The following is a 22,552-nucleotide window of genomic DNA, read 5'->3' as shown; positions in this document are numbered from 1 at the left end:
ATTACAATGTTTAATGTTAGGTGTGTGATTATATGCTTTTCTGGAGGTAATTATGTCAAATCTGGAAATGCCTGTTAGGTATATAAAAGGTGTAGGGCCAGGCCGCGAAAAGATTCTTAACAGCATGGGTATATTTACGGTTTTTGATTTATTAAATTATTTTCCCCGGGATTATGAAGATAGATCTAAAGTAACACCGATCATAAATATAGTCAGTGGACATAAAGTATTGGCAGCCGTAAAATATACCGGAAGATATAAAGTGTTAAGACCACGAAATGGTTTAAGTATAACTAAGTTGTATGTAACTGATGACACAGGGTATGCCACTTTGGCCTATTTTAATCAAGATTATATTATTAAAAATTTTATTGCCGGAAATTATTATCTTATTTATGGCGATGCTGAACTATCATTTGGAGAAATTCAAATAAAAAATCCGGATGTTGAACCGATAAGAAAGGACATAAATCACTATCTTTGCATATATCCTGTATATAGTCTGACAAAAAATATTACTCAGAAAGTGATGAGAGGCATTATAAAAGAGGCCTTTTTATATCTGGATGAAATTTATGAAATGCTTCCTCAGGAATTGCTGAGTAAATTTAAATTGATAGATGTAAAAACGGCTTATAAAAACATACATTATCCTGACAGTATGGAAAACTTAGAAAGAGCTAAGAGAAGGCTTGCTTTTCAAGAACTGTTTGAAGTCATGCTTTATTTAAACATATTGAAATTAAAGAGGGAAACAATAAAAAAGGGTATCTTGTTTAGTCCATGTGATGAGGATGAATTTGTTAAGTTATTGCCGTTTAAGCTTACTAATGCTCAGATAAAAGCGTGGAGTGATATAAAACAGGATATGGAGTCGGAAAGGCCAATGAACAGACTTTTACAGGGCGATGTAGGATCTGGTAAGACTGTTGTTGCCGCAATGGCTGTATATAAGGCTGTTAAAAATAATTATCAGGCGGCTTTTATGGTACCAACGGAGATATTAGCTGAACAGCACTATTCAACCTTGACCCGGTTATTAGCAGGACAGGGCATAAAGGTTGGACTTCTGATCAGTTCACTCTCAGCAAAAGAAAAAAATAATATTCTCGATAAAATTGCTAAAGGAGAAATAGATGTTGTAGTAGGGACTCATGCACTTATTCAGGATAATGTAATATACAAAAATCTTGGACTGGTAATTACAGATGAGCAACATAGATTTGGAGTTAGACAGAGATCGATGCTTGAACAAAAGGGCGATAACATTGATGTGCTTGTAATGACAGCAACACCGATTCCCAGGAGTTTAGCACTTATTATATATGGTGATCTAGATATTTCTATTATAGATGAGTTGCCGCCTGGAAGGAAACCGGTTAGAACCTATCTGGTTGATAAGGGAATGCGAGAACAGGTATTTAATTTTATAGAAACGCATTTAAAAAATGGAGAACAATGCTATGTTGTAGCGCCGTTGATTGAAGAATCAGATAAGTTAGATGCAGCATCAGCTGAGAAAATTTATAAAGAATTGAGTGGAAAATTCACTGGTTTTAACGTGGGAATATTGCATGGTAAAATGTCAAAAGAAGAAAAAGATTACATGATGAGACAGTTTAAGGAAAATAAGATTCATGTGCTTGTTTCTACCACAGTAATCGAGGTCGGCGTTGATGTGCCCAATGCAACCGTGATAGTTATAGAAAATTCAGAGAGATTTGGTCTGGCGCAGCTTCACCAGCTTCGTGGGAGAATTGGTCGTGGGGACAAAGAGTCATACTGTTTCCTTATCTTAGGGAATAATAACTCTGAAGTTAAGGACAGATTAAAGATTCTAACACAGACCAATGATGGATTCAAGATAGCGGAACACGATTTAAAATTGAGAGGGCCAGGTGACTTTTTAGGATTCAAGCAGCATGGTATGCCGGCTTTTAAGGTGGCGAGTACCTATTTAGACAATGACATCTTAGAGGATGTTTTTAAGGCAGTCAGATATTTTATAGAAACATATGGGCTTGATACTTTAACTGCAACAAAGATGGTAAGGATTATAGAGGATAAGTGGGGTTTTAATGAGGAGGATATTGCTTTAAATTGAAAATGGAAGTTAATTTCTTAGATACAATATTAATATATTTTACCTTCAATTACATGTTTATAAACTATTAAACGGGTTATATTAATAATGCAGCGACAAATTAGGAGGTGAGAAGGATGGCAAGAGGTTCAAATACTAGTAATATCATTGTTGTAAGAGAAGCAAAGAAAGCTATGGATCAATGGAAATACGAAGTTGCAAACGAGATAGGCGTTCAACCTCCTGCTGATGGCTATTGGGGCAATCTTTCTTCTAGAGATTGCGGAGCTGTTGGTGGGCATATGGTCAGGAAAATGATAGAAATGGCTGAAAGAAGTATAGCCAATACCCCACAAAACAGATAATCGGATATAATTAATTTCATGAATAAAAAGGAATGACTCTCTTCTATAGAGCCATTCCTTTTTATTGGGAGAGGAGAAATTGAAGGAAGAATTTTGGGGAATTTATTTCCCATATATGATTTTAACCTTAAATAAAAACTTTATACATATTTTAATAAAATTATGTTAAAATGTAATTAAATAATACCAGGAGAGTAGTGTATGAGAGTAATATCGGGTATAAATAAAGGAGTAAAGCTTTTTGGCCCTGATGGCATGGATATTAGACCAACTTCAGATAGGGTCAAAGAGGCATTGTTTGATATAATATCTTTTGATATTAGTGGTTCTGCAGTCTTGGATTTATTTTCTGGCACTGGAGCTCTTGGTATAGAGGCATTGAGCAGAGGTGCTGATCTGTGTGTTTTTGTTGACAACTCAAAAAAGAGTATAGAATTATTGCGAAAAAACCTTAAAAAGACCCATATGGATGGAAATAATAGGTTTTTAATCTTAAATATGGATTTTGAAAAAGCCATATGTTATTTAAAACAAAAAGAAATTCTTTTTGATTTTGTATTTATTGACCCACCCTATCATGATAATTTATATTATAAAGCAACGGAGCTATTGCAAGAATTTGAGATACTCAAAGATAACGGTAAAGTTATACTTGAACTGGGTTCTGATATACATGTAGATAATAAAATAGGAGGTCTAATCTGCTATAAAGAAAAGAGATATGGTAATACCTTACTAAAATTTTATACTAAGGGGAATTTATTATGAAAATTGCAGTATATCCTGGGAGTTTTGATCCCATAACCTTCGGACACTTAGATATTATTGAAAGGTCATCAAGTATATTTGACAGGTTAATAGTAACTATATTAGAAAACAGCTCAAAAAAGCCACTTTTCTCTGTTGAAGAAAGAAAAGATATGATAATAAAGACTACTTCTGCATTTAAAAACGTAGAGGTAGATTATTTTTCGGGGCTGCTTATGGATTATATGAGACAAAACAACTATCACATTATAATCAAAGGATTGCGCATGCTGTCTGACTTTGAATATGAATTTCAAATGGCTTTAATGAACAAAAAATTAAATGACGACGTCGAAACACTCTTTATGATGACGAGCAGTAAATATGCATATCTCAGCTCCAGCATAGTTAAAGAAGTAGCGAGTTTCGGTGGAGATATAGACGATTTAGTGCCTGCATATGTCGCTTCAAAGCTAAAAAGTAAATTAGAAGGGAGATAGAGATGGAGGTTTTAGAACTTCTTCAAAAGATAGAGGATTATCTTAACAAGTCTATGAGCATACCCATTTCAGGTAAAGTACTTGTTGATAGGGATGTATTTTTAAAGATGATCCAGGATGTAAGGTTAATGCTTCCTGATGACATTAAAAAGGCAGAATGGATAGAAAGTCATAAGCAGGAGATACTTTTGGAGGCTCAACAACAGTCAGATGTAATTGTTTCAGAGGCAGAAAAGAAAATCAAGCTTATGGTCAGTGAAGAAGAGATTGTAAAAATGGCCAAGGTTGAAGCGGAAGAAATAATTGCTGCTGCACAGAAGAGTGCCAAGGAGATTCGTTTGGGTTCAAAAGAATATGCTGATTCTATCCTGGAAAAGCTGGAAAAGGATCTAACAGAGATTTTAAAAATCCTCAAGGAAAACAGGGAAGAGCTCAAAAAAAGTTAATAAGGGTCTCTAAATGCTAAACTGTTTATTATTGCCATGGATACTATAACTGCTATGACAATTATTATAATTGCCAATGAAAACTCAACGTTGGATAACCAGCTATTATTAAAACTTATTGCTTCTGTAGCACTTGGCTTTATTATCAGTGGATAGATAAAATATACATAAGTTGCAGTTAAAATGCTGTGTGCAATCTTTGCGCAAAAATAGGACATATAGCTGATGTCAGTATGTTCAATCACATTCTGTATCTGAGCATGTGTTGATAAACCACCCCAGGATATAATTAAGCCTGCGAGAATAGTTTTTTGATAAAGAGAAATTGACAATTCTTTTAAAGTGTTACAACCTATGGTCATTTCAAAAATACCATTGATTATGCCAATGGCAATTTCTTTAGATATCAACCCTTTAGAAATTATGTTTATAACATTTGAAAGAGAGGTGGTTAGCCCGGTTATGTTAATCAGCCTCACAATAACAGAGAATATTATTATATATCCTCCGATTGTCAACATCAGGTTAATTCCATCTTTAACAGAATCAGAAAAAAGATAGTTAAAATTTCTTCCATCTTTTTTTTGTGCTGCTTTCATGTTCTGTATGGCCCTCTTGAATAGGTTATTATTATTTAAGTGTATAATATTTTTATGTTCGATGGTTCCATGTATTCTGAACAACAAACCGGTACTTAAAAGGCCTGCATAATTACATAAAACTAATAAATAGCCAATCACAGGGTTATTAAAAATACCGATACCGACAACACCTATGATAAAAAGAGGACCAGCACTATTACAGAAAGACATAAGACGTTCTGCTTCATACTTTGTACATGAATTTATACTTCTCAATGATGAGATGAGTTTGGCGCCCATTGGATACCCTGATGCTATGCCAAGTGAAAAACATAGTGCACCTTCGCCTGGTACGTTTAAAAGGGGTCTCATTATTGGTTCGAACAGTGTCCCTATAAAATTTACAATGCCGAACCCTATCAAAAGCTGGTTTATAACATAGAATGGAAATAGTGAAGGAAATACATTATTTGCCCATAAGAACAATCCTTGTCTGGCAGCATCGAGAATCTGTTGAGGAAATAAAATCATGGATATCGTCATTATCCCTGCTGCTAAAGACAGCAAGCCAAAAAACCATTTTTTGATTTTCATGGTAATCACCTATAATAAGTTTATAAATATTTCTTTGCTATTATTACAACTTTTAAGTGACATCATATAATAACCATCTTAAAACAATACCTCAACTGGTATACCAGTGTATGATGAAATTACACTGTTATATTTACTGAATTTATTATAAAATGAGTAGGGTTTCGTATCTTGCTATGCTTTATGTTGTAATAACTACAGGTCCCCTTACGTAATCCTGTCCTATATTAATATCATTGGAGCTCAATAAAGAATATATATCTGTAGAAAGAATGTCCTTATGCATCATCTTTTTAGCTGTCTCACTCAAATTATTATATTGTTTTCCTAAATTGGTAATTATAGGAAGTGCACATTTGTCTTTCATTTCCCTTATTATTTTCCTGCCTGTATTGTCAAAACCCAGTATCCTTACATATAATGGACCGGTTTGATTAAAAGAATTCGCTTCGTTTTTGGTATATTTAATTAAAATATGAAATAGTATCCGCGAAAGCCTGCTGTAAGCGTAGCGTTTGGTTTTGATTCCCAGCAATAATTCGTCTAAGGATTGAGATTGGTAAATTCTATCTTTTATTCTTTTGTGCAAACCTTCTGATACATCAAAAATCTCTTCTATCTTATCGTTCTTGATAAGTTCATAATATATTAACCTTTCCATATCACTTTTAAACAAGGGTTTTTGCCCATTTAAAAGAGCATTTCTAATTATTTCATAACTACTGTATGGTAAATGTTGCAAGACTTTTTCAAGATCACCATTTTTTAATGTATTCCTAATGGATGTGGCGCTTGAAATATGATTGGCTTCATTTAATTCCTGATCGTTGTATTCGGGACCGAGTCTTTTGATTGTAACTGGGACAATTTTACTTTCTAATCTAATTAGCCATTTTAAATATTCAATACCTAATATATTATTAGGCGATGTAATAAGTTTTTTATTAAAACTTTCCCTATCTATAGCCAATTGACGTGCCCTTGCGAAAGAGTAACCGGCTTTTAAGAAATTTTTTAGTCGAAACTTAAAATCATTGTCTTCGGTTGATAATAATTTGGCAATTTCCATTAATTCTTTAATATCACCGTTTTCACTGCCAAAAGATATATAGTCCACTATTCCAATGCTATTCAATAGGCTTACTGCCCCAAATGCAAAAAGTTCCGCACTGGATGTGCTGTAACATACGGGTAGTTCGATGACAAGGTTAATACCACTTTTCAAGGCTGCTTCAGTCCTTATCCATTTGTTAAATAGCGCGGGTTCACCTCTTTGAGTAAAGTTGCCACTCATGACAGTTACTATTGCATCGGCTTTAGTAACTTCAATAGATTTTTTTAAATGGTATAGATGTCCATTATGAAATGGGTTATATTCGGAAACGATACCTAATACTGTCATAAATTTGCCTCCAATTACAAAATTTTAATAAATAAAACCACATTATGATATACAACTAAATTAAATTGTTTTTAATATTATTATTTTATCATCTTAGGCAGGAATTTAACATTATGAATAGAATATCAAATAGGTGATAAATATACAGAAAGGAGAGATTGTATTATATGGAAATATTAAAAGGAATTATAGAGAAAGCAAAAAGCGATCGGCGGAAAATAGTTCTGGCTGAAGGGACAGAACCACGAACCGTAAAGGCTGCTGAAATGATTATTAAAGACGGAATAGCAGAGATTATATTACTTGGCAATAAAGATGAGATTAAAAGTAAGGCGAAGGAGTTAAATGCAGATATTGAAGGTGCAGAAATAATAGACCCTATTTCATCACCACTTTTTGAAAGCTATGCAAAAAGGTATTATGAGCTGCGCAAAAATAAGGGAGTAGATTTAAATAAAGCATATGAAATCATCAAAAATCCTTTATATTTTGGGTGTATGATGGTACAGAACGACGATGCTGATGGGATGGTAGCAGGTGCTATAAATACCACCGCAGACCTGTTAAGAGCGGCATTCCAGATCATAAAGACTGCACCAAATATATCCATTGTTTCAAGTGCTTTCATAATGATTGTGCCAGATTGCGGTTATGGTTCGGATGGAGTTTTCTTATTTGCTGATTGTGCAATAAATCCTAATCCTAATGCAGAAGAACTTGCATCTATAGCGGTCGCTTCTGCTAAAACAGCCAGTACATTACTTGGAATAGAACCAAGAGTAGCTATGCTTTCTTTTTCAACAAAGGGAAGTGCCCAACATGAACTGGTGGATAAGGTTGTGAACGCTACCCGAATAGCTAAAGAAATGGCACCGGAAATACTTATTGATGGAGAATTGCAGGCGGATGCTGCAATGGTACCAAGTGTTGCTTCGCTAAAATCGCCAGGCAGTAAAGTGGCTGGCTCAGCGAATGTTTTAATTTTCCCTGACCTACAATCGGGTAATATAGGATATAAACTTGTGCAGAGGTTAGCAAAGGCTCAAGCCATTGGACCAATTTCTCAAGGGCTTAACAAGCCTATAAATGATCTTTCAAGAGGATGCAGTACTGAAGATATATATAATGTAGTGGCAATCACTGCTGTCCAGGCACAGGCAAATAAATAAGGAGGGGAGAACAGGTATATGAATATATTGGTTATTAATTGCGGAAGTTCATCATTAAAATATCAATTAATTGACATGTCAAAAAACGAAGTGCTGGTTAAGGGTATAGTAGAAAGGATAGGGATAGATGGATCTCAGATTAAATACGAAAAAACCGGCGCTGAAAAAAAAGTATTTTCTAAAACAATAAACAATCATAAGGAAGCATTAAAGGAAATGCTGGACCTGATTCTGGACGAGCAGTATGGTGCCATAAAAAGTTTAAAAGAAATTGATGCTGTAGGACATAGGATAGTACATGGGGGAGAGAAATTCTCGGGTTCTGTAATTATTGATGATGAGGTAATAAAAGCGTTAAATGATAGTATTGACCTTGCCCCACTTCACAACCCACCGAATATAATGGGGATCATGGCTTGTAGAGAACTTATGCCTGATGTTCCTATGGTTGGTGTATTTGATACAGCATTTCACCAGACTATGCCGCCGGAGGCGTTTATTTATGGGATACCTTATGAATTTTATGAGAAATATAAGATAAGACGATATGGCTTTCATGGGACATCCCACAAGTATGTTACATCTAGGGCAGCTGAACTACTTGGGAAAAAAGTAGATGATGTTAATCTTATAACATGTCATCTTGGAAATGGGTCCAGTGTTACTGCGGTTAAGAAGGGTAAATCTATAGATACTAGCATGGGTTTTACCCCTCTGGAGGGTTTGATTATGGGCACGAGATGCGGAAGCATCGACCCATCAATTGTTTCCTACTTAATGGATAAGGAATCGCTAAATATCTCTGAAGTAATGAATATACTGAATAAAAAATCTGGTGTACTTGGTCTATCAGGTATAAGCAGTGATTTTAGGGATATAGAAGACGCAGCGGCAAATGGCAACATTAGGGCATCTATCGCATTAAAGGCATTTACCTATGGCGTCAAGAAGTATATAGGCTCATATTATGCAGTACTTGGAACCGTAGACGCAATTGTATTTACTGCAGGAGTAGGTGAAAACTCTGACATAGTCAGGGAAATGATACTGGATGGTTTGGAAACACTCGGTATCATTCTTGATAAGGAAGCGAACAGGGCAGGAAAGAAGGAAAGGGAAATATCAACAAGAGATTCAAAGACTAGGGTATTTGTAATTCCTACCAATGAAGAGCTTATGATTGCAAGCGAAACGGCAGCCTTGGTAAGTAAATAGTAATTTAAATTATTGACAGCACGGGATTAACACCTTATAATGTATATGTCTTACTAATAAGGTGGTGTTTATGAGGTTTGATATTTCTAAAATCAAAAACACTTTAGATTCACAAATTAATTTAAACTTCGATATAACGCTGGAGGATGACGATAACAGTGAAATTTATTTTACTGAGCCAGTCCATGTCAATGCAGTAATAACCAGTACTGAAGAGGGCTATGATATTGATGGCTTTATGGATGTGTCCTTAGATGCAACCTGTTATAGATGTTTAAGGCCATTTCATTATCATGACATAATTGAACTTCATGATAACATTAATAATTATGAAGAAGAGTCTGGGGAAAAAGTGTTTTTTAATGGAGGGAATCAGGTTTATCTTGATGACCTCATAAGAACAAATCTGCTGTTATCGCTTCCGGCAAGATATTTATGTGATGAGGCATGCCGTGGAATATGTCCTGATTGTGGTACTAATTTAAATGATAGTAATTGTTCATGCAGCAGTGAACCTATTGATCCGAGATTAGAAGTGTTAAAGAAATTTTTGAAGTAACAGAGAGAGGAAAAAGGGAGGTGTCAGGATGGGGGTTCCAAAGAGGAGATGGTCAAAGGCTAGAACAAGGAGCAGGAGAGCCCACTGGAAATTGAGTGGCCCTACTCTGGTAGAATGTCCTCAGTGCCATGAATTGATGATGCCGCATAGAGTTTGCAAAAATTGTGGTTTTTATGATGGCAAAAAGGTAATAGTAAACGAATAAAAAAGTAATAGGCCCATGCCTATTACTTTTTTATAGGTGGTTGATTTTGGATTTTTTTTATGATATTCTTATATCACTAAGTCATTAAACATGGTCATAAAATAGGGGGTGAGGTTTGTGCCCTCAGGCAGCTTTACGAAACTAAATAGGCAAAAACAGTTAAAATTAAAGCTATCTGAAGATCCTTTTTTAACTGATGAGGAACTGGCGTGTCTTTTCAATGTGAGTGTGCCAACCATAAGGTTAGATAGAATTGAACTTGGGATCCCAGACCTGCGTGGCAGGATAAAGGAAGTAGCTGAAACCAATTATAATAAACTAAAATCAATAAAAGGGACAGAAATAGTAGGAGAGCTTTTGGACCTTGAGCTCGGGAAGGGTGGCATTTCAGTTTTTGAACCCACAAAGGATATGGTATTTGAGAAGAGCCACGTAGTTAAAGGGCAGTACATATATGCTCAGGCTGAGTCACTTGCAATTGCTGTGATAGATGCGGATGTGGCTTTAATAGGGGTAGCAAATATCAAGTACAGGCAACCAGTAAAGCTTGGTGATAAGTTGATAGCAAAGGCTGAGGTGATAAGACAACGAGGCAACAAGTATTTTGTTTGGGTAAAAATAAAGGTACAGAGACAAGAGGTATTTAGAGGTAAATTTATTCTTGTAAGCCTTGACACTGGAGAGGGAGATGGCGCAGAGGATGAAAATAGGAATTGATGCCATGGGTGGAGATTATGCACCAAAAGAAATAATAAATGGTAGTTTGATGGCTGCGGAGAAATTTAAAGACATTGAGCTGGTATTTTTTGGTGATGAACTCCAGATAGTGTCGGAAATTAATACTCACGACTCGGCGTTACACGACAGGATAGAGATTGTACATACAGACGAGGTTATATCTAATGATGATCCGCCAGTAGCTGCAATTAAGAATAAAAAGAATGCATCTCTGTCTAGAGGGCTTGATTATTTAAAAGAAAATAAAATAGATGTTTTTATTTCTGCAGGTAGTACAGGGGCTTTAATGGCAGGTGCATTATTAAAGCTTGGCAGGATTCCTGGTATTGACCGCCCTGCACTGGTACCTTCCTTGCCGACTGCTACAGGACTGGTTGCTCTTATTGATGGCGGTTCTAATACAGACTGTAAGCCAATAAATCTTATACAATTTGCCATGATGGGCTCAATATATGCAGAAGAGGTGCTGGGTGTAAAAAATCCACGCATAGGTCTTTTGAATATAGGTACAGAGGAAGAAAAAGGGAACGAATTAGCAAAGCAAACATATGGACGTCTGAAGGAACTTCCATTGAATTTTGTTGGTAATATAGAGGGACGGGATGTGCCCTATGGCAAATGTGACGTTTTGGTATGCGATGGTTTTGTTGGGAATGCTGTTTTGAAATCCATGGAAGGCATTGCTTCGTTGATTATAGATATGTTGAAGGCAGAAATGAAGAAAAATTATCTAACTAAATTTGGTGCATTACTTTTAAAGAGTGGATTTAAAAATATATTAAAAAAAATGGATTATAAGGAGTATGGTGGTGCTCCACTTCTTGGCATTGATGGTATAATAATCAAAGCGCACGGAAATTCTGATGCAAGAGCCTTTTTAAATGCCTTAGTACAGGCGAGAACATTTGTAGAGCATGATGTTCTTAATCATTTAAGGACTCAAGTTTCAAATATAGGGGTGGATTAGAATTATGGAACATTTTTATTCGTCGGGTATAATTGGGATTGGAAGTTACGTCCCTGAAAAGATTCTTACTAACCATGATTTGGAAAAAATGGTTGATACATCTGATGAATGGATTACAACGCGTACAGGAATTAAAGAAAGGCACATTGTAGCAGATGATCAGGCGGCTTCTGATCTTGCGACAATTGCTGCTTTAAGAGCTTTGGAAGATGCATCTATTGGAACTGCAGATATAGATTTGATTATAGTTTCAACAAATTCTCCTGATTATATGAATTTCCCAGCTACAGCCTGTGTGGTCCAGGATAACATTGGAGCAGCAAAAGCTGCGACTTTTGATGTCGAGGCAGGTTGTTCCGGTTTTATCTATGCTGTTACCATAGCTGATCAGTTTATAAAGACTGGTATGTATAAAAATGTGCTTGTGGTAGCTACTGAGATAATGTCCAAAATAACCAACTGGGATGACAGGGAAACATGTGTGCTTTTTGGCGATGGAGCGGCTGCCGTTCTATTGAGCCGGGTAGAAGAGGGATTGGGTATAAGTTCATCATTTCTTGGGGCGGATGGCAGTGGTGGTAAGTACCTCCTTTTGCCTGCTGGCGGTTCAAGAAAACCTGCAAGTTATGAAACTGTTGAGAAGAAGCTTCATACTATTCACATGGACGGTAAGGAGGTTTTTAAATTTGCGGTTAGGGTCATGGGTGAAGCAGCACTTAAAGCATTAGATATTGCAGGCCTTAAGCCAGAGGATGTAGATATATTTATACCGCATCAAGCCAATATAAGGATTATTGATGCTGCAATGAAGAGGCTTAATCTTTCCAAGGAGAAAGTATATGTGAATATAGACAGGTTTGGCAACACCTCATCAGCAAGTATTCCAATTGCGTTGGATGAACTTTATCGCAATGGTAAATTAAAGAAAGGTGATTGCATATTATTAACTGCCTTTGGTACGGGTTTGACATATGCTTCCATGACGATGAGATGGAGTAAATAGGGGGTAATAGTAATGCATACTAAGTTATGTGATATTCTTGGCATTGAGTATCCGATAATTCAGGGCGGCATGGCATGGGTTGCTACTGCAGAGCTGGCAGCTGCTGTGTCTAACGCAGGTGGGCTTGGTATTATAGGTGCAGGGAATGCGACAGGAGAATTTGTCAGAGAACAGATAAAAAAAGCAAGGGCTTTAACTGACAAACCATTTGGTGTTAATGTGATGCTAATGTCACCGTTTGCTGAGGATGTAATGAAGGTGGTATATGAGGAAAAGGTTCCTGTAATAACTACTGGTGCCGGTAACCCTGGTAAATACATTGATAAACTAAAAGGTGCAGGTATAAAAGTGCTTCCCGTTGTACCATCGGTTGCACTGGCAAAACGGATGGAGAAAGAGGGTGTGGATGCGGTAATTGCAGAAGGAACAGAGTCTGGAGGACATATAGGAGAATTAACCACTATGGTGCTTGTTCCTCAAGTTGTTGATGCAGTAAAAATACCGGTGATTGCTGCAGGTGGGATTGCTGACGGCAGGGGACTTGTTGCTTCACTGGTATTAGGGGCGTGCGGTGTGCAGATGGGGACGAGGTTTGTTGCCTCTGTTGAATGTACTGTTAATGAAAATTACAAAAGAGCAATTGTAAAAGCAAAAGACAGGGATACAATTGTCACAGGGAGACCAACGGGCCATCCTGTGAGGGTATTAAAAAATAAACTGACGAGAGAATATGAAAAGCTTGAGGAGCAGGGTGCATCACCAGAGGTTTTAGAACAGCTTGGGGCGGGCAAGTTAAAAGCTGCTGCTGTTGATGGTGATGTTGAGAATGGTTCAGTGATGGCAGGACAGATTGCTGGTATGATAGAAAGCATAAAACCATGCAAAGATATAATTGATGATATAATTAAAGAGGCAATGGAATTACTTAACAAAATGAAGGAATGGGGGTAAGTATCCGTGAGTAAAATTGCAATAATATTCCCTGGCCAAGGTGCACAGTATCCTGGTATGGGCAAGGACCTTGCGGAAAATTTCCCGGAGGCTATGGAGGTTTTTGACATTGCCAATGAGGCTCTTGGGTATGACATTAAAAAGCTCTGTTTTGAAGGGCCAGAAGATGAATTAGTTAAAACGGAGATTACGCAACCAGCCATATTGACTATGAGCATTGCAGCGTATAGGATACTGGAGTCAAGGGGAGTCATTCCATCTGTAACTGCTGGATTAAGCCTTGGAGAATATTGCTCCCTTGTAATTGCTGGTGCGCTTGACTTCAAAGATGCTGTGAAATTGGTATCTAAACGTGGTAAATATATGCAGGAAGCTGTACCGCAAGGGCAGGGCGGTATGGCAGCAGTTATGGGGCTTGATAGGTCTGTAGTGGAAGAGATTTGTATTGAGGCATCAAGTGTAGGAGTAGTGGAACCAGCAAATATTAACTGCCCTGGACAAATAGTCATCTCTGGCGAGCTAAAAGCGATAGAGAAAGCAGCTGAGATTGCTAAAGAAAAGGGCGCAAAGAGGGTAATAAGTTTGGCAGTGAGTGCACCTTTCCATTGCAGTTTATTAAGACCAGCAGGAGAAAAATTATCTGCGGATTTGAGGCAAACAGAGTTTAAAAAGTTAAATATTCCTGTTATATCTAATGTAACCGCTGAATATATTAGGGATGAATTTGAGATTGTAGATTTGTTAATCAGGCAGGTAAGTAACCCTGTTTTATGGGAGGATTCGGTGCGCCTAATGATAAAAGATGGTGTGGACATATTTATAGAAGTTGGCCCGGGGAAATCATTGAGCGGGTTTGTGAAAAAAATTGATAAGAGCGTCTCTGCTTTTAATGTAGATAACTTAGATTCGCTCAACAATACTTTAAGTGAATTAAATTTATAAGAGGTTGGTGTTTGTATGTTAGATGGTAAAGTTGCTATAGTAACTGGTGGTTCAAGAGGTATAGGCAGATCTACTGCAATAAAGCTTGCAAGTTTAGGTGCAGATGTGATTATCAACTATACAAGCAGACCTGATGCGGCAGATGAGGTCATAAGGCTAATTAAGGGAAATGATGGTAAGGCAATCGCTATAAAGGCCGATGTGTCTAATCTACATGAGGTTAAGGATATGATGAAACGTGTTGTGGATACTTATGGTAAGATAGATATTCTTGTAAACAATGCTGGAATAACTAAAGATAATCTGATACTCAGAATGAGTGAAGAAGATTGGGATGATGTTATAAATGTAAATCTAAAGGGTGCTTTTAATTGTATAAAAGAAGCCTCAAGATACATGATTAAGAATAGGTATGGGAAGATAGTAAATGTAGCATCGGTTATAGGTGTGGTTGGCAATATCGGCCAGGCCAATTATGCCGCATCAAAGGCTGGTATTATTGGTCTTACTAAATCAGCTGCCAAGGAACTATCATCAAGGGGAATAAATGTAAATGCAGTTGCTCCAGGGTTCATCGATACAGAAATGACTCGGGTTTTAAAGGATGACATAAAAAGTGAAATGTTAAAGGCCATACCGCTTGGCCGGTTTGGCACCCCCGAGGATGTATCAAATGTCATTGCTTTTCTGGTATCATCTTTTTCTGACTATATTACAGGACAGGTTATACATATTGACGGGGGAATGGTTATGTAATATATTTTATATGTATTTAAGTTATTTCCGTTATCCTGGGAAGGAGGTGAAAAGATGATATTTGATAAGGTAAGAGAGATAGTCGCCGAACAGTTGGGTGTTGAGTCTGATGAGATTACCCTAGAATCTTCTTTTATAGATGATCTGGGAGCTGATTCTTTGGACATAGTTGAGCTTATTATGGCATTGGAAGAAGAGTTTGATATTGAGATCCCTGATGAGGATGCAGAAAAGATAACTACAGTGAATGATGTCGTAGAGTATATAAAGGCTCATACGGATGAAGCAGAGTAATATAAGTCCCGCCTTAGTGCGGGACTTTGAATAGTCAAGTATAAAGCGTTAATTTTTAGGAGGATTACCTATGGAGAAAAAAAGAGTAGTAATTACCGGGATGGGCGTTATAACTCCTATCGGTATTGGTTTGGATGAGTACTGGAATGCTTTGAAAGAAGGCAAGTCTGGAATAGATTATATCACAAAATTCGATGCCTCTGAATATTCTACGAGAATTGCTGGTGAGGTAAAAGCTTTCGATCCAGTTGATTATATAGATAAAAAAGAAGCCAAAAGAATGGACAGATTTACACAGTTTGCAGTTGCAGCTACTAGTATGGCAATAAAAGATGCATCACTGGATTTAGCAAAAGAAGATAGTGAAAGGATAGGTGTAATACTGGGTACCGGCGTCGGTGGAATTGAAACACTGGAGGACCAGTTCCGTGTATTTTACGAGAAGGGGCCCGGCAAGGTTAGTCCATTTTTTATACCGATGATGATAGCGAATATGGCCGCAGGGCAGGTGGCAATTATTTTTGGTGCAAAAGGGGTAAATGAAACTACCATCAGTGCTTGTGCATCTGCAACCAATGCTATTGGTGATGCATTTAGATTTATACAGAACGGTGAAGCTGATATAATAATAACAGGTGGCGCTGAAGCACCTATCACACCTACCGCTTTTGCAGGTTTTTGTTCCATGAAAGCAATGAGTACACATAATGATAATCCAAAAGAGGCTAGCCGACCGTTTGATGCTGAGAGGGACGGTTTTGTAATGGGTGAAGGTGCCGGTATTTTAATATTGGAGGAATTAACTCATGCATTGAGGAGGGAAGCAAGGATATACGCTGAGATTGTTGGTTACGGACTTACTGCTGATGCATACCACATCACTACACCTGCACCAGAAGGAGAAGGTGCAGCAAGAGCCATGAGAAATGCGTTAAATGATGCCGGTATATCACCAGAAGAAGTACAATATATCAATGCTCACGGGACATCAACCGATTATAATGACAAATTTGAGACGATGGCAATAAAGACTGTTTTTAAGGATCATGCTTATAAACTTGCTGTTTCTTCAACCAAATCAATGACAGGACATCTTTTAGGTGCGGCAGGTGGAATAGAGTCAGTTGCAACTGTTCTCTCAATCTATGATGGTTTTGTGGCACCAACAATTAACTATAAAACACCTGACCCTGAATGTGACTTGGATTATGTACCAAATACAGGAAGACATATTGACATCAATTATGCGGTAAAAAATAACTTTGGCTTTGGCGGTCAGAACGCCTCGCTGATATTTAAGAAATACATTGATTGAATGGATGATGGATTTGTCGGATTATAATATATTAGAAAAAGACATTGGTTATAAATTCAAAAACAAATCACTCCTTAAACTTGCACTTACCCATAGTTCGTATGCTAATGAACAAAAAGAAGACGGTTCCAATGAACGACTGGAATTTTTAGGAGATTCAGTTCTCAGCCTTGTAGTAAGCGAGTATATTTATAGGCAATTACCTGAAATTGACGAGGGGTCCCTTTCAAAGCTTCGTGCATTAATTGTCTGTGAGCCAGCCCTTGCAAAAAAAGCGAGGAATATAAAATTAAGCAGTTATCTCAGGTTAAGTCATGGTGAAGAACTAAGCGGTGGAGGCAAACGTGCTTCTATACTTGCCGATGCCTTTGAAGCCCTTATAGGGGCGATCTATCTTGATGGTGGAATTGAAAGCGTTGGTTCATTTATTAAAAGATTCGTCCTTGATGATTTTGATGAGGTATATCGGGGAATAAATGGATTTGATTATAAATCAAGACTGCAAGAGTACGTTCAAAAAAATAATTATACTATATCCTATATAGTCATCAATGAATCTGGTCCAGACCATGATAAAACTTTTGATGTCCAAGTTACTATAAATGAGAAAATAATGGGCCGTGGTGTTGGTAAAACAAAAAAAGAAGCGGAACAAAACTCTGCAAAGGAGGCTTTGGAGAAGCTCCATCTAATATGAGAAATAGACATTATACTATACCTATTTTTGTTCCTCAGGAGGGTTGCCCGTTCAAGTGTATATACTGTAATCAGTATACTATAACAGGTAGTAAAGAAGACATTAATCCAGATTACGTTGAAAAAACCATTAATGGGTTTTTAAAAACCATTCCTGAGAATTCTTATGTGGAGGTAGGTTTTTTTGGTGGCAGTTTTACTGGGATACCTGTTTCAAGGCAGATTGAACTATTATCTGTAGCAAAAAAGTACATGGAATCTGGTGTTGTAAAAGGTATAAGGTTGTCTACAAGACCTGATTATATTGACAATGAGATATTGGAAAATTTACAACGCTGTGGCGTGACCGCAATCGAACTTGGTGTCCAGTCAATGGATGATGATGTGCTCAGTGCCTCTTACAGAGGACATACATCAGAAGATACGATGAGAGCTGTAAATCTTATTAAGAAGTACCCATTTAAGCTCGGTTTACAAATGATGGTTGGTTTGCCAAAAGATAACTACTATAAAGATATAAAAACTGCGAAAGATATAATAGCAATGCGGGCAGATTTTGTGAGAATATATCCAACCCTTGTTATTAAAAATACTTATCTTGAGAAACTCTATAGAGAGTATAGATATAAACCGCTAACTATCCCGGAAGCGGTAAAAATATGTAAGGATATTATGCTTCTTTTTACTGCCAATGATATACCAATTATAAGGTTAGGTCTCCAAACCAGTAAGAATATAAATCAAAATTCAGATGTAGTTGCAGGTCCATTTATACCAAACTTTGGCGAACTGGTTGAATCTGAACTTATACAGGATATGATACTGTACTATTTGCATGGTGATATGAGAGGAAAAGTTTTATTTTTTACCATAAATCCTTTGATGATGTCTAAGTTTGTAGGTTATAAAAAGCAAAACATTGAGGTTATAAAACAAGTACTGGACTGTGAACTGACGATTTTATTAGACAAACAGCTTGGAGAAGATGAAATAAAGGTTGAATACGGTGATTCATGTGATATTTTTAATAAAAAAAAGTACGCAATGGATGTAATAAAAGAAGGAATTATTGATTTGGCATAGAATATTAATTATAGCCAACACAGTTTAAAATAATCTATTATTCGCAAAAATCAAATACTTATTAAGGAGGAGTTTGAATGGAAGTATTAAAGGTATCAGCTAAATCTCAACCCAAATCTGTAGCTGGTGCTCTCGCGGCTGTATTGAGAGAAAAAAATGTAGTAGAGATTCAAGCAGTGGGTGCAGGAGCAGTAAATCAGGCAGTGAAGTCCATAGCAATCGCCAGGGGTTATGTTGCACCAAATGGGATAGATCTTATTGCCATACCGGCTTTTTCAGAGATAGAAATAGATGGAGAGGTCAGGACTGCAATTAAGTTTATTGTTGAACCAAGATAAAGAATCTGCTGATACCTGCTGTCTGATGATAGCAGGTTTTGTTATGTATGGAGGTAACGTATGTATCTGAAAAGACTGGAGATCTATGGTTTCAAGTCATTTGCCGAAAAGACTGTGTTTGATTTTGAAAAGGGGATAACGTGTGTAATAGGACCGAATGGTACAGGGAAAAGTAATCTAGTCGATGCAATCCTCTGGGTTTTGGGCTCACAGAATCCGAGGGATTTACGTGGCGGTAAAATGGAAGATATCATTTTTAATGGTACCGACAAACGAAAACCGTTAGGGTTTACCTATGTTACTATCGTGCTTGATAATGCTGACAGATTAATCCCCATAGATCATTCTGAAATTTCTATAACCAGAAAATTTTATCGTTCAGGTGAAAGTGAATTTTATATTAATAATGTGGAATGCAGGTTGAAGGATATTGTAGATTTGTTTACCGACACAGGTTTGGGGAAGAATGGCTATTCCATAATTGGACAGGGTAAGATTGAAGAAATATTGAACAGCCGTCCTGATGAAAAAAGGGGTCTTTTTGAAGAGGCAGCGGGTATTGTGAAGTATAAAAATAAGAGGTATGAATCACTTAAAAAACTAGATATGACTCAGGATAATTTGAGCCGTTTAAATGATATTATAAGTGAGCTTTATGGGCGCCTTAAACCTCTTCAAGAAGAATCTTTAAAGGCCAGTGAGTATCTGAAGCTTTCCCAAAGGTATAAGACTTTCAAGATAAATCAATACTTATTAAACTATGCGAGTATGGAAAAGGAGAGCACTTTAGTTGGCAGCGCAATAAGCACAGAAAGGGATAAACTTGAGAACCTGAGCGCTCGTTTTAAAGAGGTAAAAATAGAGCACGATGAATTAAGAGGCGAGCTGGAAAACTTAAAAAACGACAGGACATCTATAAGAACCAATCTATATGATGCAAATACAGAACTTGAAAAAAATAGGGGAGAAATCAAATTAATAAACTTACAGTTATCTGAAGAATCTAAAAAGTTGGATGAAACAGATCAGAAAATTTTAGGTCTTATAAGTGAAATAAGAAAAAGGAAGGCAGAAAGGAATGAACTTATCCAAAAGGTTTCTAATCTAAGTTCAGCCGGATTAAAAATTGACATACGGCTAAAAAATTATATCACGAATATGGAAATAATATCAGGAGCTATTGATAAAATAAGTGAGTTCCACAAGAATGTCATTCAAAGAAAAGACCTTATGGAAAGAGAGGTTCTTATTAAAAATAATGAAATTAAACATGTTAATCTGAATATATCCGAAAAAATCAATAGAAACAATGCATTGACTGAGCGGCTGGGCAAACTCAGGAGCGAACACGAGACTATTAAACAGGAACTATTAAGGTGTTTTAATGAAAGAAGAAGTCTAAATCGTGCTATAAATACTATAAAGAATAAGATATCTCAAAATGATAGAAAATTAAATGAACGGAAGGATATTTATTTAAGGTATATAGACGAGTCCAATAGAATCAAAAAGAGTATTCAGATAATAAACACTCGAATTAAAGCATTAGAAGACATGAAAAAAAATAATGAGGGATTGAATGATGGTGTAAGATATGTTCTGGGTTTAAAAGATCCAAATGTTTATGGTTTTGTTGGAGAACTTATTGAATTAGACAAGAAATACGAAAGGGCAATTGAAACTGCCCTTGGTAATTCTGTGGAATATATAATTGTAAAGACCGAAGATGACGCAAAGAGATTAATAACCTTGCTGAAATCGAAAAAGGCAGGTAGGGCAACTTTTATACCACTATCTTCCATTAAGCCGCGCAAATATATAAAAGTAAACAGCCACGGTTTTCTTGGCAGGGCTGCAGAACTGGTAAAATATGATTTGATATTTAGAGATGCCATTGAGTTTTTACTTGGGAATATCTATGTTTATGATAATGTGGATAATGCTATAATTTCTTCCAAAAAGTATAATTATTCCATACGAGCAGTAACCTTAGATGGTGATATTATATCTCCCGGTGGTTTAATTACAGGTGGTTTTTATAAAAAGGGATATAACTTCCTCTCAAGAGAAAATGAGTCAAAGAAATTACGCAAGGATATAAGCGAGAGTATTGTAAAGTTAAAGGATAATAATGAACGAATCACTAAGTTAAGCACCGATTTAAAATCAATAGAAGAAAATTTAAAAAATTTGGATGATACACTATTTGAATTGACAAACAAAAAGTCATATGTGGACGAGCGTATACGGGAACTAATTCATAATTATAAAAATATAGGTCAAAATATTAGTACTCTTTCCTATGAAATTGATCTAAATAACCATGAAATTAGCGAAAGATATAATGAACTTAATACATTAGAACATGAAATACATGAATTGGAATCAAAAATTGAACAAAGTGTTCTACTTGACAAGAATTTCGTTGAGGTTGAAAGTGAGTTAAAAAACAAATATGAGGAGATTAAAAATAAGTTTAATGACTTTAGAATTGAGAATGCTCATGCTGTAGCTGAAAAAGATAATATGGAAGCACAACTTAAGGAGATTGAGGTTAGACTGAACGAAGATATCAATAGTTTACAATTGCTTTTAAATACTAGATCTTATTTAAGAGATCATATTAAAAATTTAAGAAGAAATCTTACAGATGAGAAAGTTAAAGGACAAAACTTGAGTTTAGAGATAGAAAAATTTGAAAAAGAAATAGTGGAGATAGAACAAAAAATTGTTATTACAGAGGAAAAGATTAGGAATATCTCGTCAATTAAAGAAAATTTGAGCAACGAGCTTGCCTTGGTATCGAACAATCTGAGTGATTTGGAATTAAAATATGAGCGTATTAAACTAGGTATAGAGAATTTACATGACAGGTTAAAGGATGAATTTAATCTTACAATAGAAGAGGCTCTTTCCTACAGGGATGAATCGATCGATTACAAAAATATCCAGAAAGAAATAAATTTTATGAAGGATAAATTAGATTCATTAGGAACTATAAACATTAACTCTATAGAGGAATATAAAAACACCAAAGAGCGATATGATTTTTTGCTGTCACAGTATAGGGATGTACTTGAGTCCAAGAACTCGCTGGAAAAAATAATTAGAGAGACAGATAGGATAATATATGACCGTTTTAACAGCTTTTTAAAAAGGGCAAATAATACCTTTAGAGAGAACTTTATTAAACTTTTTGGTGGCGGCCAGGCCAGTATTGTGCTTACAGATGCAGATCATCCCGACGAAAGCGGTATTGATATTATTGTGCAGCTACCTGGTAAGCGGCTGCAAAGTATGTCTCTATTATCAGGTGGTGAACGAACTTTGGTTTCAATAGCTTTATTATTTTCACTTTTACAGTTGAATCCATCACCGTTTGTTGTATTAGATGAAATAGACGCCGCATTGGATGATGCTAATATAGATCGATTCATCAACTTTTTGAGACAGTTATCCAGGGAAATACAATTCATTTTAATAACTCACAGGCCAGGCACCACAGACGCTGCTGACGTTCTTTATGGTATTACAATGGAGGAAAAAGGAGTAACCAAGAAAATATCTATAAAACTTAGTGATGCTGCAAATTGGAGGTAAAAA

The 22,552-nt window shown here is 36.3% G+C and carries 23 protein-coding genes; 21 read left to right on the top strand and 2 right to left on the bottom strand.

Annotated features, from left to right (window positions below; translation table 11 throughout):
• The first annotated feature begins 52 nt into the window (after positions 1-52).
• The 5 genes from recG to FWJ32_RS00480 all read left to right on the top strand — a co-directional run bounded on the left by recG (position 53) and on the right by FWJ32_RS00480 (position 4,141).
• Positions 53-2,104, top strand: a complete 2,052-nt coding sequence (recG, locus tag FWJ32_RS00500) for an ATP-dependent DNA helicase RecG (protein ID WP_149544019.1) — start codon at positions 53-55, stop codon at positions 2,102-2,104.
• A gap of 116 nt (positions 2,105-2,220) precedes the next feature.
• A complete protein-coding gene (locus FWJ32_RS00495) occupies positions 2,221-2,448 on the top strand; it encodes an alpha/beta-type small acid-soluble spore protein (RefSeq protein WP_149544018.1) in 228 nt (75 codons plus the stop codon).
• Positions 2,449-2,649: 201 nt separating this feature from the next.
• The gene (gene rsmD / locus FWJ32_RS00490; RefSeq protein WP_149544017.1) at positions 2,650-3,216 is read left to right on the top strand and encodes a 16S rRNA (guanine(966)-N(2))-methyltransferase RsmD; all 567 of its coding nucleotides are present in this window, start codon (positions 2,650-2,652) and stop codon (positions 3,214-3,216) included.
• Positions 3,213-3,695: a pantetheine-phosphate adenylyltransferase gene (gene coaD / locus FWJ32_RS00485; protein ID WP_149544016.1), complete on the top strand. Its 483-nt coding sequence runs from the start codon at positions 3,213-3,215 to the stop codon at positions 3,693-3,695. The genes rsmD and coaD overlap by 4 nt, the downstream gene beginning before the upstream one ends.
• 2 nt (positions 3,696-3,697) lie before the next feature.
• Complete coding sequence (locus tag FWJ32_RS00480) at positions 3,698-4,141, top strand: ATPase (protein ID WP_149544015.1); 444 nt, start codon at positions 3,698-3,700, stop codon at positions 4,139-4,141.
• On the opposite strand, the gene ylbJ is transcribed toward FWJ32_RS00480, so the two are convergent.
• Entirely contained in the window at positions 4,138-5,316 is a 1,179-nt protein-coding gene (ylbJ, locus tag FWJ32_RS00475; protein ID WP_149544014.1) for a sporulation integral membrane protein YlbJ, read from the bottom strand. The two genes, FWJ32_RS00480 and ylbJ, sit on opposite strands and share 4 nt — an antisense overlap.
• Positions 5,317-5,497: 181 nt before the next feature.
• On the bottom strand, positions 5,498-6,718 hold the full coding sequence (locus FWJ32_RS00470) for a nucleotidyltransferase (protein ID WP_149544013.1): 1,221 nt from the start codon (positions 6,716-6,718) through the stop codon (positions 5,498-5,500).
• Positions 6,719-6,885: 167 nt separating this feature from the next.
• Between FWJ32_RS00470 and pta the strand changes: the two genes are divergently transcribed.
• The 16 genes from pta (at position 6,886) to smc (ending at position 22,549) form a co-directional block, all read left to right on the top strand.
• Complete coding sequence (pta, locus tag FWJ32_RS00465) at positions 6,886-7,887, top strand: phosphate acetyltransferase (RefSeq protein ID WP_149544012.1); 1,002 nt, start codon at positions 6,886-6,888, stop codon at positions 7,885-7,887.
• Between the two features lie 18 nt (positions 7,888-7,905).
• Positions 7,906-9,102 (top strand): acetate/propionate family kinase, encoded by a 1,197-nt coding sequence (locus FWJ32_RS00460; RefSeq protein WP_149544011.1) that lies wholly within the window; start codon positions 7,906-7,908, stop codon positions 9,100-9,102.
• A gap of 70 nt (positions 9,103-9,172) precedes the next feature.
• Complete coding sequence (locus FWJ32_RS00455) at positions 9,173-9,661, top strand: YceD family protein (protein ID WP_149544010.1); 489 nt, start codon at positions 9,173-9,175, stop codon at positions 9,659-9,661.
• Between the two features lie 28 nt (positions 9,662-9,689).
• On the top strand, positions 9,690-9,866 hold the full coding sequence (gene rpmF, locus FWJ32_RS00450; protein WP_149544009.1) for a 50S ribosomal protein L32: 177 nt from the start codon (positions 9,690-9,692) through the stop codon (positions 9,864-9,866).
• A gap of 117 nt (positions 9,867-9,983) precedes the next feature.
• Positions 9,984-10,583 (top strand): transcription factor FapR, encoded by a 600-nt coding sequence (fapR, locus tag FWJ32_RS00445; protein WP_149544008.1) that lies wholly within the window; start codon positions 9,984-9,986, stop codon positions 10,581-10,583.
• The gene (gene plsX, locus FWJ32_RS00440; protein WP_149544007.1) at positions 10,567-11,571 is read left to right on the top strand and encodes a phosphate acyltransferase PlsX; all 1,005 of its coding nucleotides are present in this window, start codon (positions 10,567-10,569) and stop codon (positions 11,569-11,571) included. Before fapR ends, plsX begins: the two co-directional genes overlap by 17 nt.
• Before the next feature lie 4 nt (positions 11,572-11,575).
• Entirely contained in the window at positions 11,576-12,574 is a 999-nt protein-coding gene (locus FWJ32_RS00435; protein ID WP_149544006.1) for a beta-ketoacyl-ACP synthase III, read from the top strand.
• A 12-nt stretch (positions 12,575-12,586) separates the two neighbouring features.
• Complete coding sequence (gene fabK / locus FWJ32_RS00430) at positions 12,587-13,525, top strand: enoyl-[acyl-carrier-protein] reductase FabK (protein WP_149544005.1); 939 nt, start codon at positions 12,587-12,589, stop codon at positions 13,523-13,525.
• Between the two features lie 6 nt (positions 13,526-13,531).
• Positions 13,532-14,467 (top strand): ACP S-malonyltransferase, encoded by a 936-nt coding sequence (gene fabD / locus FWJ32_RS00425; protein WP_149544004.1) that lies wholly within the window; start codon positions 13,532-13,534, stop codon positions 14,465-14,467.
• A 15-nt stretch (positions 14,468-14,482) separates the two neighbouring features.
• Entirely contained in the window at positions 14,483-15,223 is a 741-nt protein-coding gene (gene fabG / locus FWJ32_RS00420; protein ID WP_149544003.1) for a 3-oxoacyl-[acyl-carrier-protein] reductase, read from the top strand.
• A 54-nt stretch (positions 15,224-15,277) separates the two neighbouring features.
• Positions 15,278-15,517, top strand: coding sequence for an acyl carrier protein (gene acpP, locus FWJ32_RS00415; RefSeq protein ID WP_149544002.1), 240 nt, complete (start codon positions 15,278-15,280; stop codon positions 15,515-15,517).
• A gap of 70 nt (positions 15,518-15,587) precedes the next feature.
• On the top strand, positions 15,588-16,832 hold the full coding sequence (gene fabF, locus FWJ32_RS00410; RefSeq protein WP_149544001.1) for a beta-ketoacyl-ACP synthase II: 1,245 nt from the start codon (positions 15,588-15,590) through the stop codon (positions 16,830-16,832).
• Positions 16,833-16,839: 7 nt separating this feature from the next.
• Positions 16,840-17,529 (top strand): ribonuclease III, encoded by a 690-nt coding sequence (rnc, locus tag FWJ32_RS00405; RefSeq protein ID WP_149544251.1) that lies wholly within the window; start codon positions 16,840-16,842, stop codon positions 17,527-17,529.
• On the top strand, positions 17,526-18,611 hold the full coding sequence (locus FWJ32_RS00400; RefSeq protein ID WP_149544000.1) for an elongator complex protein 3: 1,086 nt from the start codon (positions 17,526-17,528) through the stop codon (positions 18,609-18,611). The genes rnc and FWJ32_RS00400 overlap by 4 nt, the downstream gene beginning before the upstream one ends.
• Before the next feature lie 77 nt (positions 18,612-18,688).
• A complete protein-coding gene (locus tag FWJ32_RS00395; protein WP_149543999.1) occupies positions 18,689-18,949 on the top strand; it encodes a stage V sporulation protein S in 261 nt (86 codons plus the stop codon).
• A gap of 60 nt (positions 18,950-19,009) precedes the next feature.
• On the top strand, positions 19,010-22,549 hold the full coding sequence (gene smc, locus FWJ32_RS00390) for a chromosome segregation protein SMC (RefSeq protein ID WP_149543998.1): 3,540 nt from the start codon (positions 19,010-19,012) through the stop codon (positions 22,547-22,549).
• The last annotated feature ends 3 nt before the right edge of the window (positions 22,550-22,552 follow it).

This window comes from Calorimonas adulescens (assembly GCF_008274215.1).
Taxonomy (GTDB): Bacteria; Bacillota; Thermoanaerobacteria; order Thermoanaerobacterales; family UBA4877; genus Calorimonas; species Calorimonas adulescens.
The sequence above is the reverse complement of the archived record's forward strand: the minus strand, read 5'-3'. Positions and strand labels throughout refer to the sequence as shown.

What these genes read in the sequence shown, in the direction of transcription:
- coaD (WP_149544016.1), top strand. Translation starts at nt 3,213, where the DNA reads ATGAAAATTGCAGTATATCCTGGGAGTTTTGATCCCATAACCTTCGGA.
- ylbJ (WP_149544014.1), bottom strand. Translation starts at nt 5,316, where the DNA reads ATGAAAATCAAAAAATGGTTTTTTGGCTTGCTGTCTTTAGCAGCAGGG.
- FWJ32_RS00455 (WP_149544010.1), top strand. Translation starts at nt 9,173, where the DNA reads ATGAGGTTTGATATTTCTAAAATCAAAAACACTTTAGATTCACAAATT.
- fabF (WP_149544001.1), top strand. Translation starts at nt 15,588, where the DNA reads ATGGAGAAAAAAAGAGTAGTAATTACCGGGATGGGCGTTATAACTCCT.
- FWJ32_RS00400 (WP_149544000.1), top strand. Translation starts at nt 17,526, where the DNA reads ATGAGAAATAGACATTATACTATACCTATTTTTGTTCCTCAGGAGGGT.
- FWJ32_RS00395 (WP_149543999.1), top strand. Translation starts at nt 18,689, where the DNA reads ATGGAAGTATTAAAGGTATCAGCTAAATCTCAACCCAAATCTGTAGCT.
- rnc (WP_149544251.1), top strand. Translation starts at nt 16,840, where the DNA reads ATGGATTTGTCGGATTATAATATATTAGAAAAAGACATTGGTTATAAA.
- FWJ32_RS00480 (WP_149544015.1), top strand. Translation starts at nt 3,698, where the DNA reads ATGGAGGTTTTAGAACTTCTTCAAAAGATAGAGGATTATCTTAACAAG.
- fabG (WP_149544003.1), top strand. Translation starts at nt 14,483, where the DNA reads ATGTTAGATGGTAAAGTTGCTATAGTAACTGGTGGTTCAAGAGGTATA.
- FWJ32_RS00435 (WP_149544006.1), top strand. Translation starts at nt 11,576, where the DNA reads ATGGAACATTTTTATTCGTCGGGTATAATTGGGATTGGAAGTTACGTC.
- pta (WP_149544012.1), top strand. Translation starts at nt 6,886, where the DNA reads ATGGAAATATTAAAAGGAATTATAGAGAAAGCAAAAAGCGATCGGCGG.
- FWJ32_RS00470 (WP_149544013.1), bottom strand. Translation starts at nt 6,718, where the DNA reads ATGACAGTATTAGGTATCGTTTCCGAATATAACCCATTTCATAATGGA.
- rsmD (WP_149544017.1), top strand. Translation starts at nt 2,650, where the DNA reads ATGAGAGTAATATCGGGTATAAATAAAGGAGTAAAGCTTTTTGGCCCT.
- smc (WP_149543998.1), top strand. Translation starts at nt 19,010, where the DNA reads ATGTATCTGAAAAGACTGGAGATCTATGGTTTCAAGTCATTTGCCGAA.
- rpmF (WP_149544009.1), top strand. Translation starts at nt 9,690, where the DNA reads ATGGGGGTTCCAAAGAGGAGATGGTCAAAGGCTAGAACAAGGAGCAGG.
- fabK (WP_149544005.1), top strand. Translation starts at nt 12,587, where the DNA reads ATGCATACTAAGTTATGTGATATTCTTGGCATTGAGTATCCGATAATT.
- plsX (WP_149544007.1), top strand. Translation starts at nt 10,567, where the DNA reads ATGAAAATAGGAATTGATGCCATGGGTGGAGATTATGCACCAAAAGAA.
- FWJ32_RS00495 (WP_149544018.1), top strand. Translation starts at nt 2,221, where the DNA reads ATGGCAAGAGGTTCAAATACTAGTAATATCATTGTTGTAAGAGAAGCA.
- acpP (WP_149544002.1), top strand. Translation starts at nt 15,278, where the DNA reads ATGATATTTGATAAGGTAAGAGAGATAGTCGCCGAACAGTTGGGTGTT.
- FWJ32_RS00460 (WP_149544011.1), top strand. Translation starts at nt 7,906, where the DNA reads ATGAATATATTGGTTATTAATTGCGGAAGTTCATCATTAAAATATCAA.
- recG (WP_149544019.1), top strand. Translation starts at nt 53, where the DNA reads ATGTCAAATCTGGAAATGCCTGTTAGGTATATAAAAGGTGTAGGGCCA.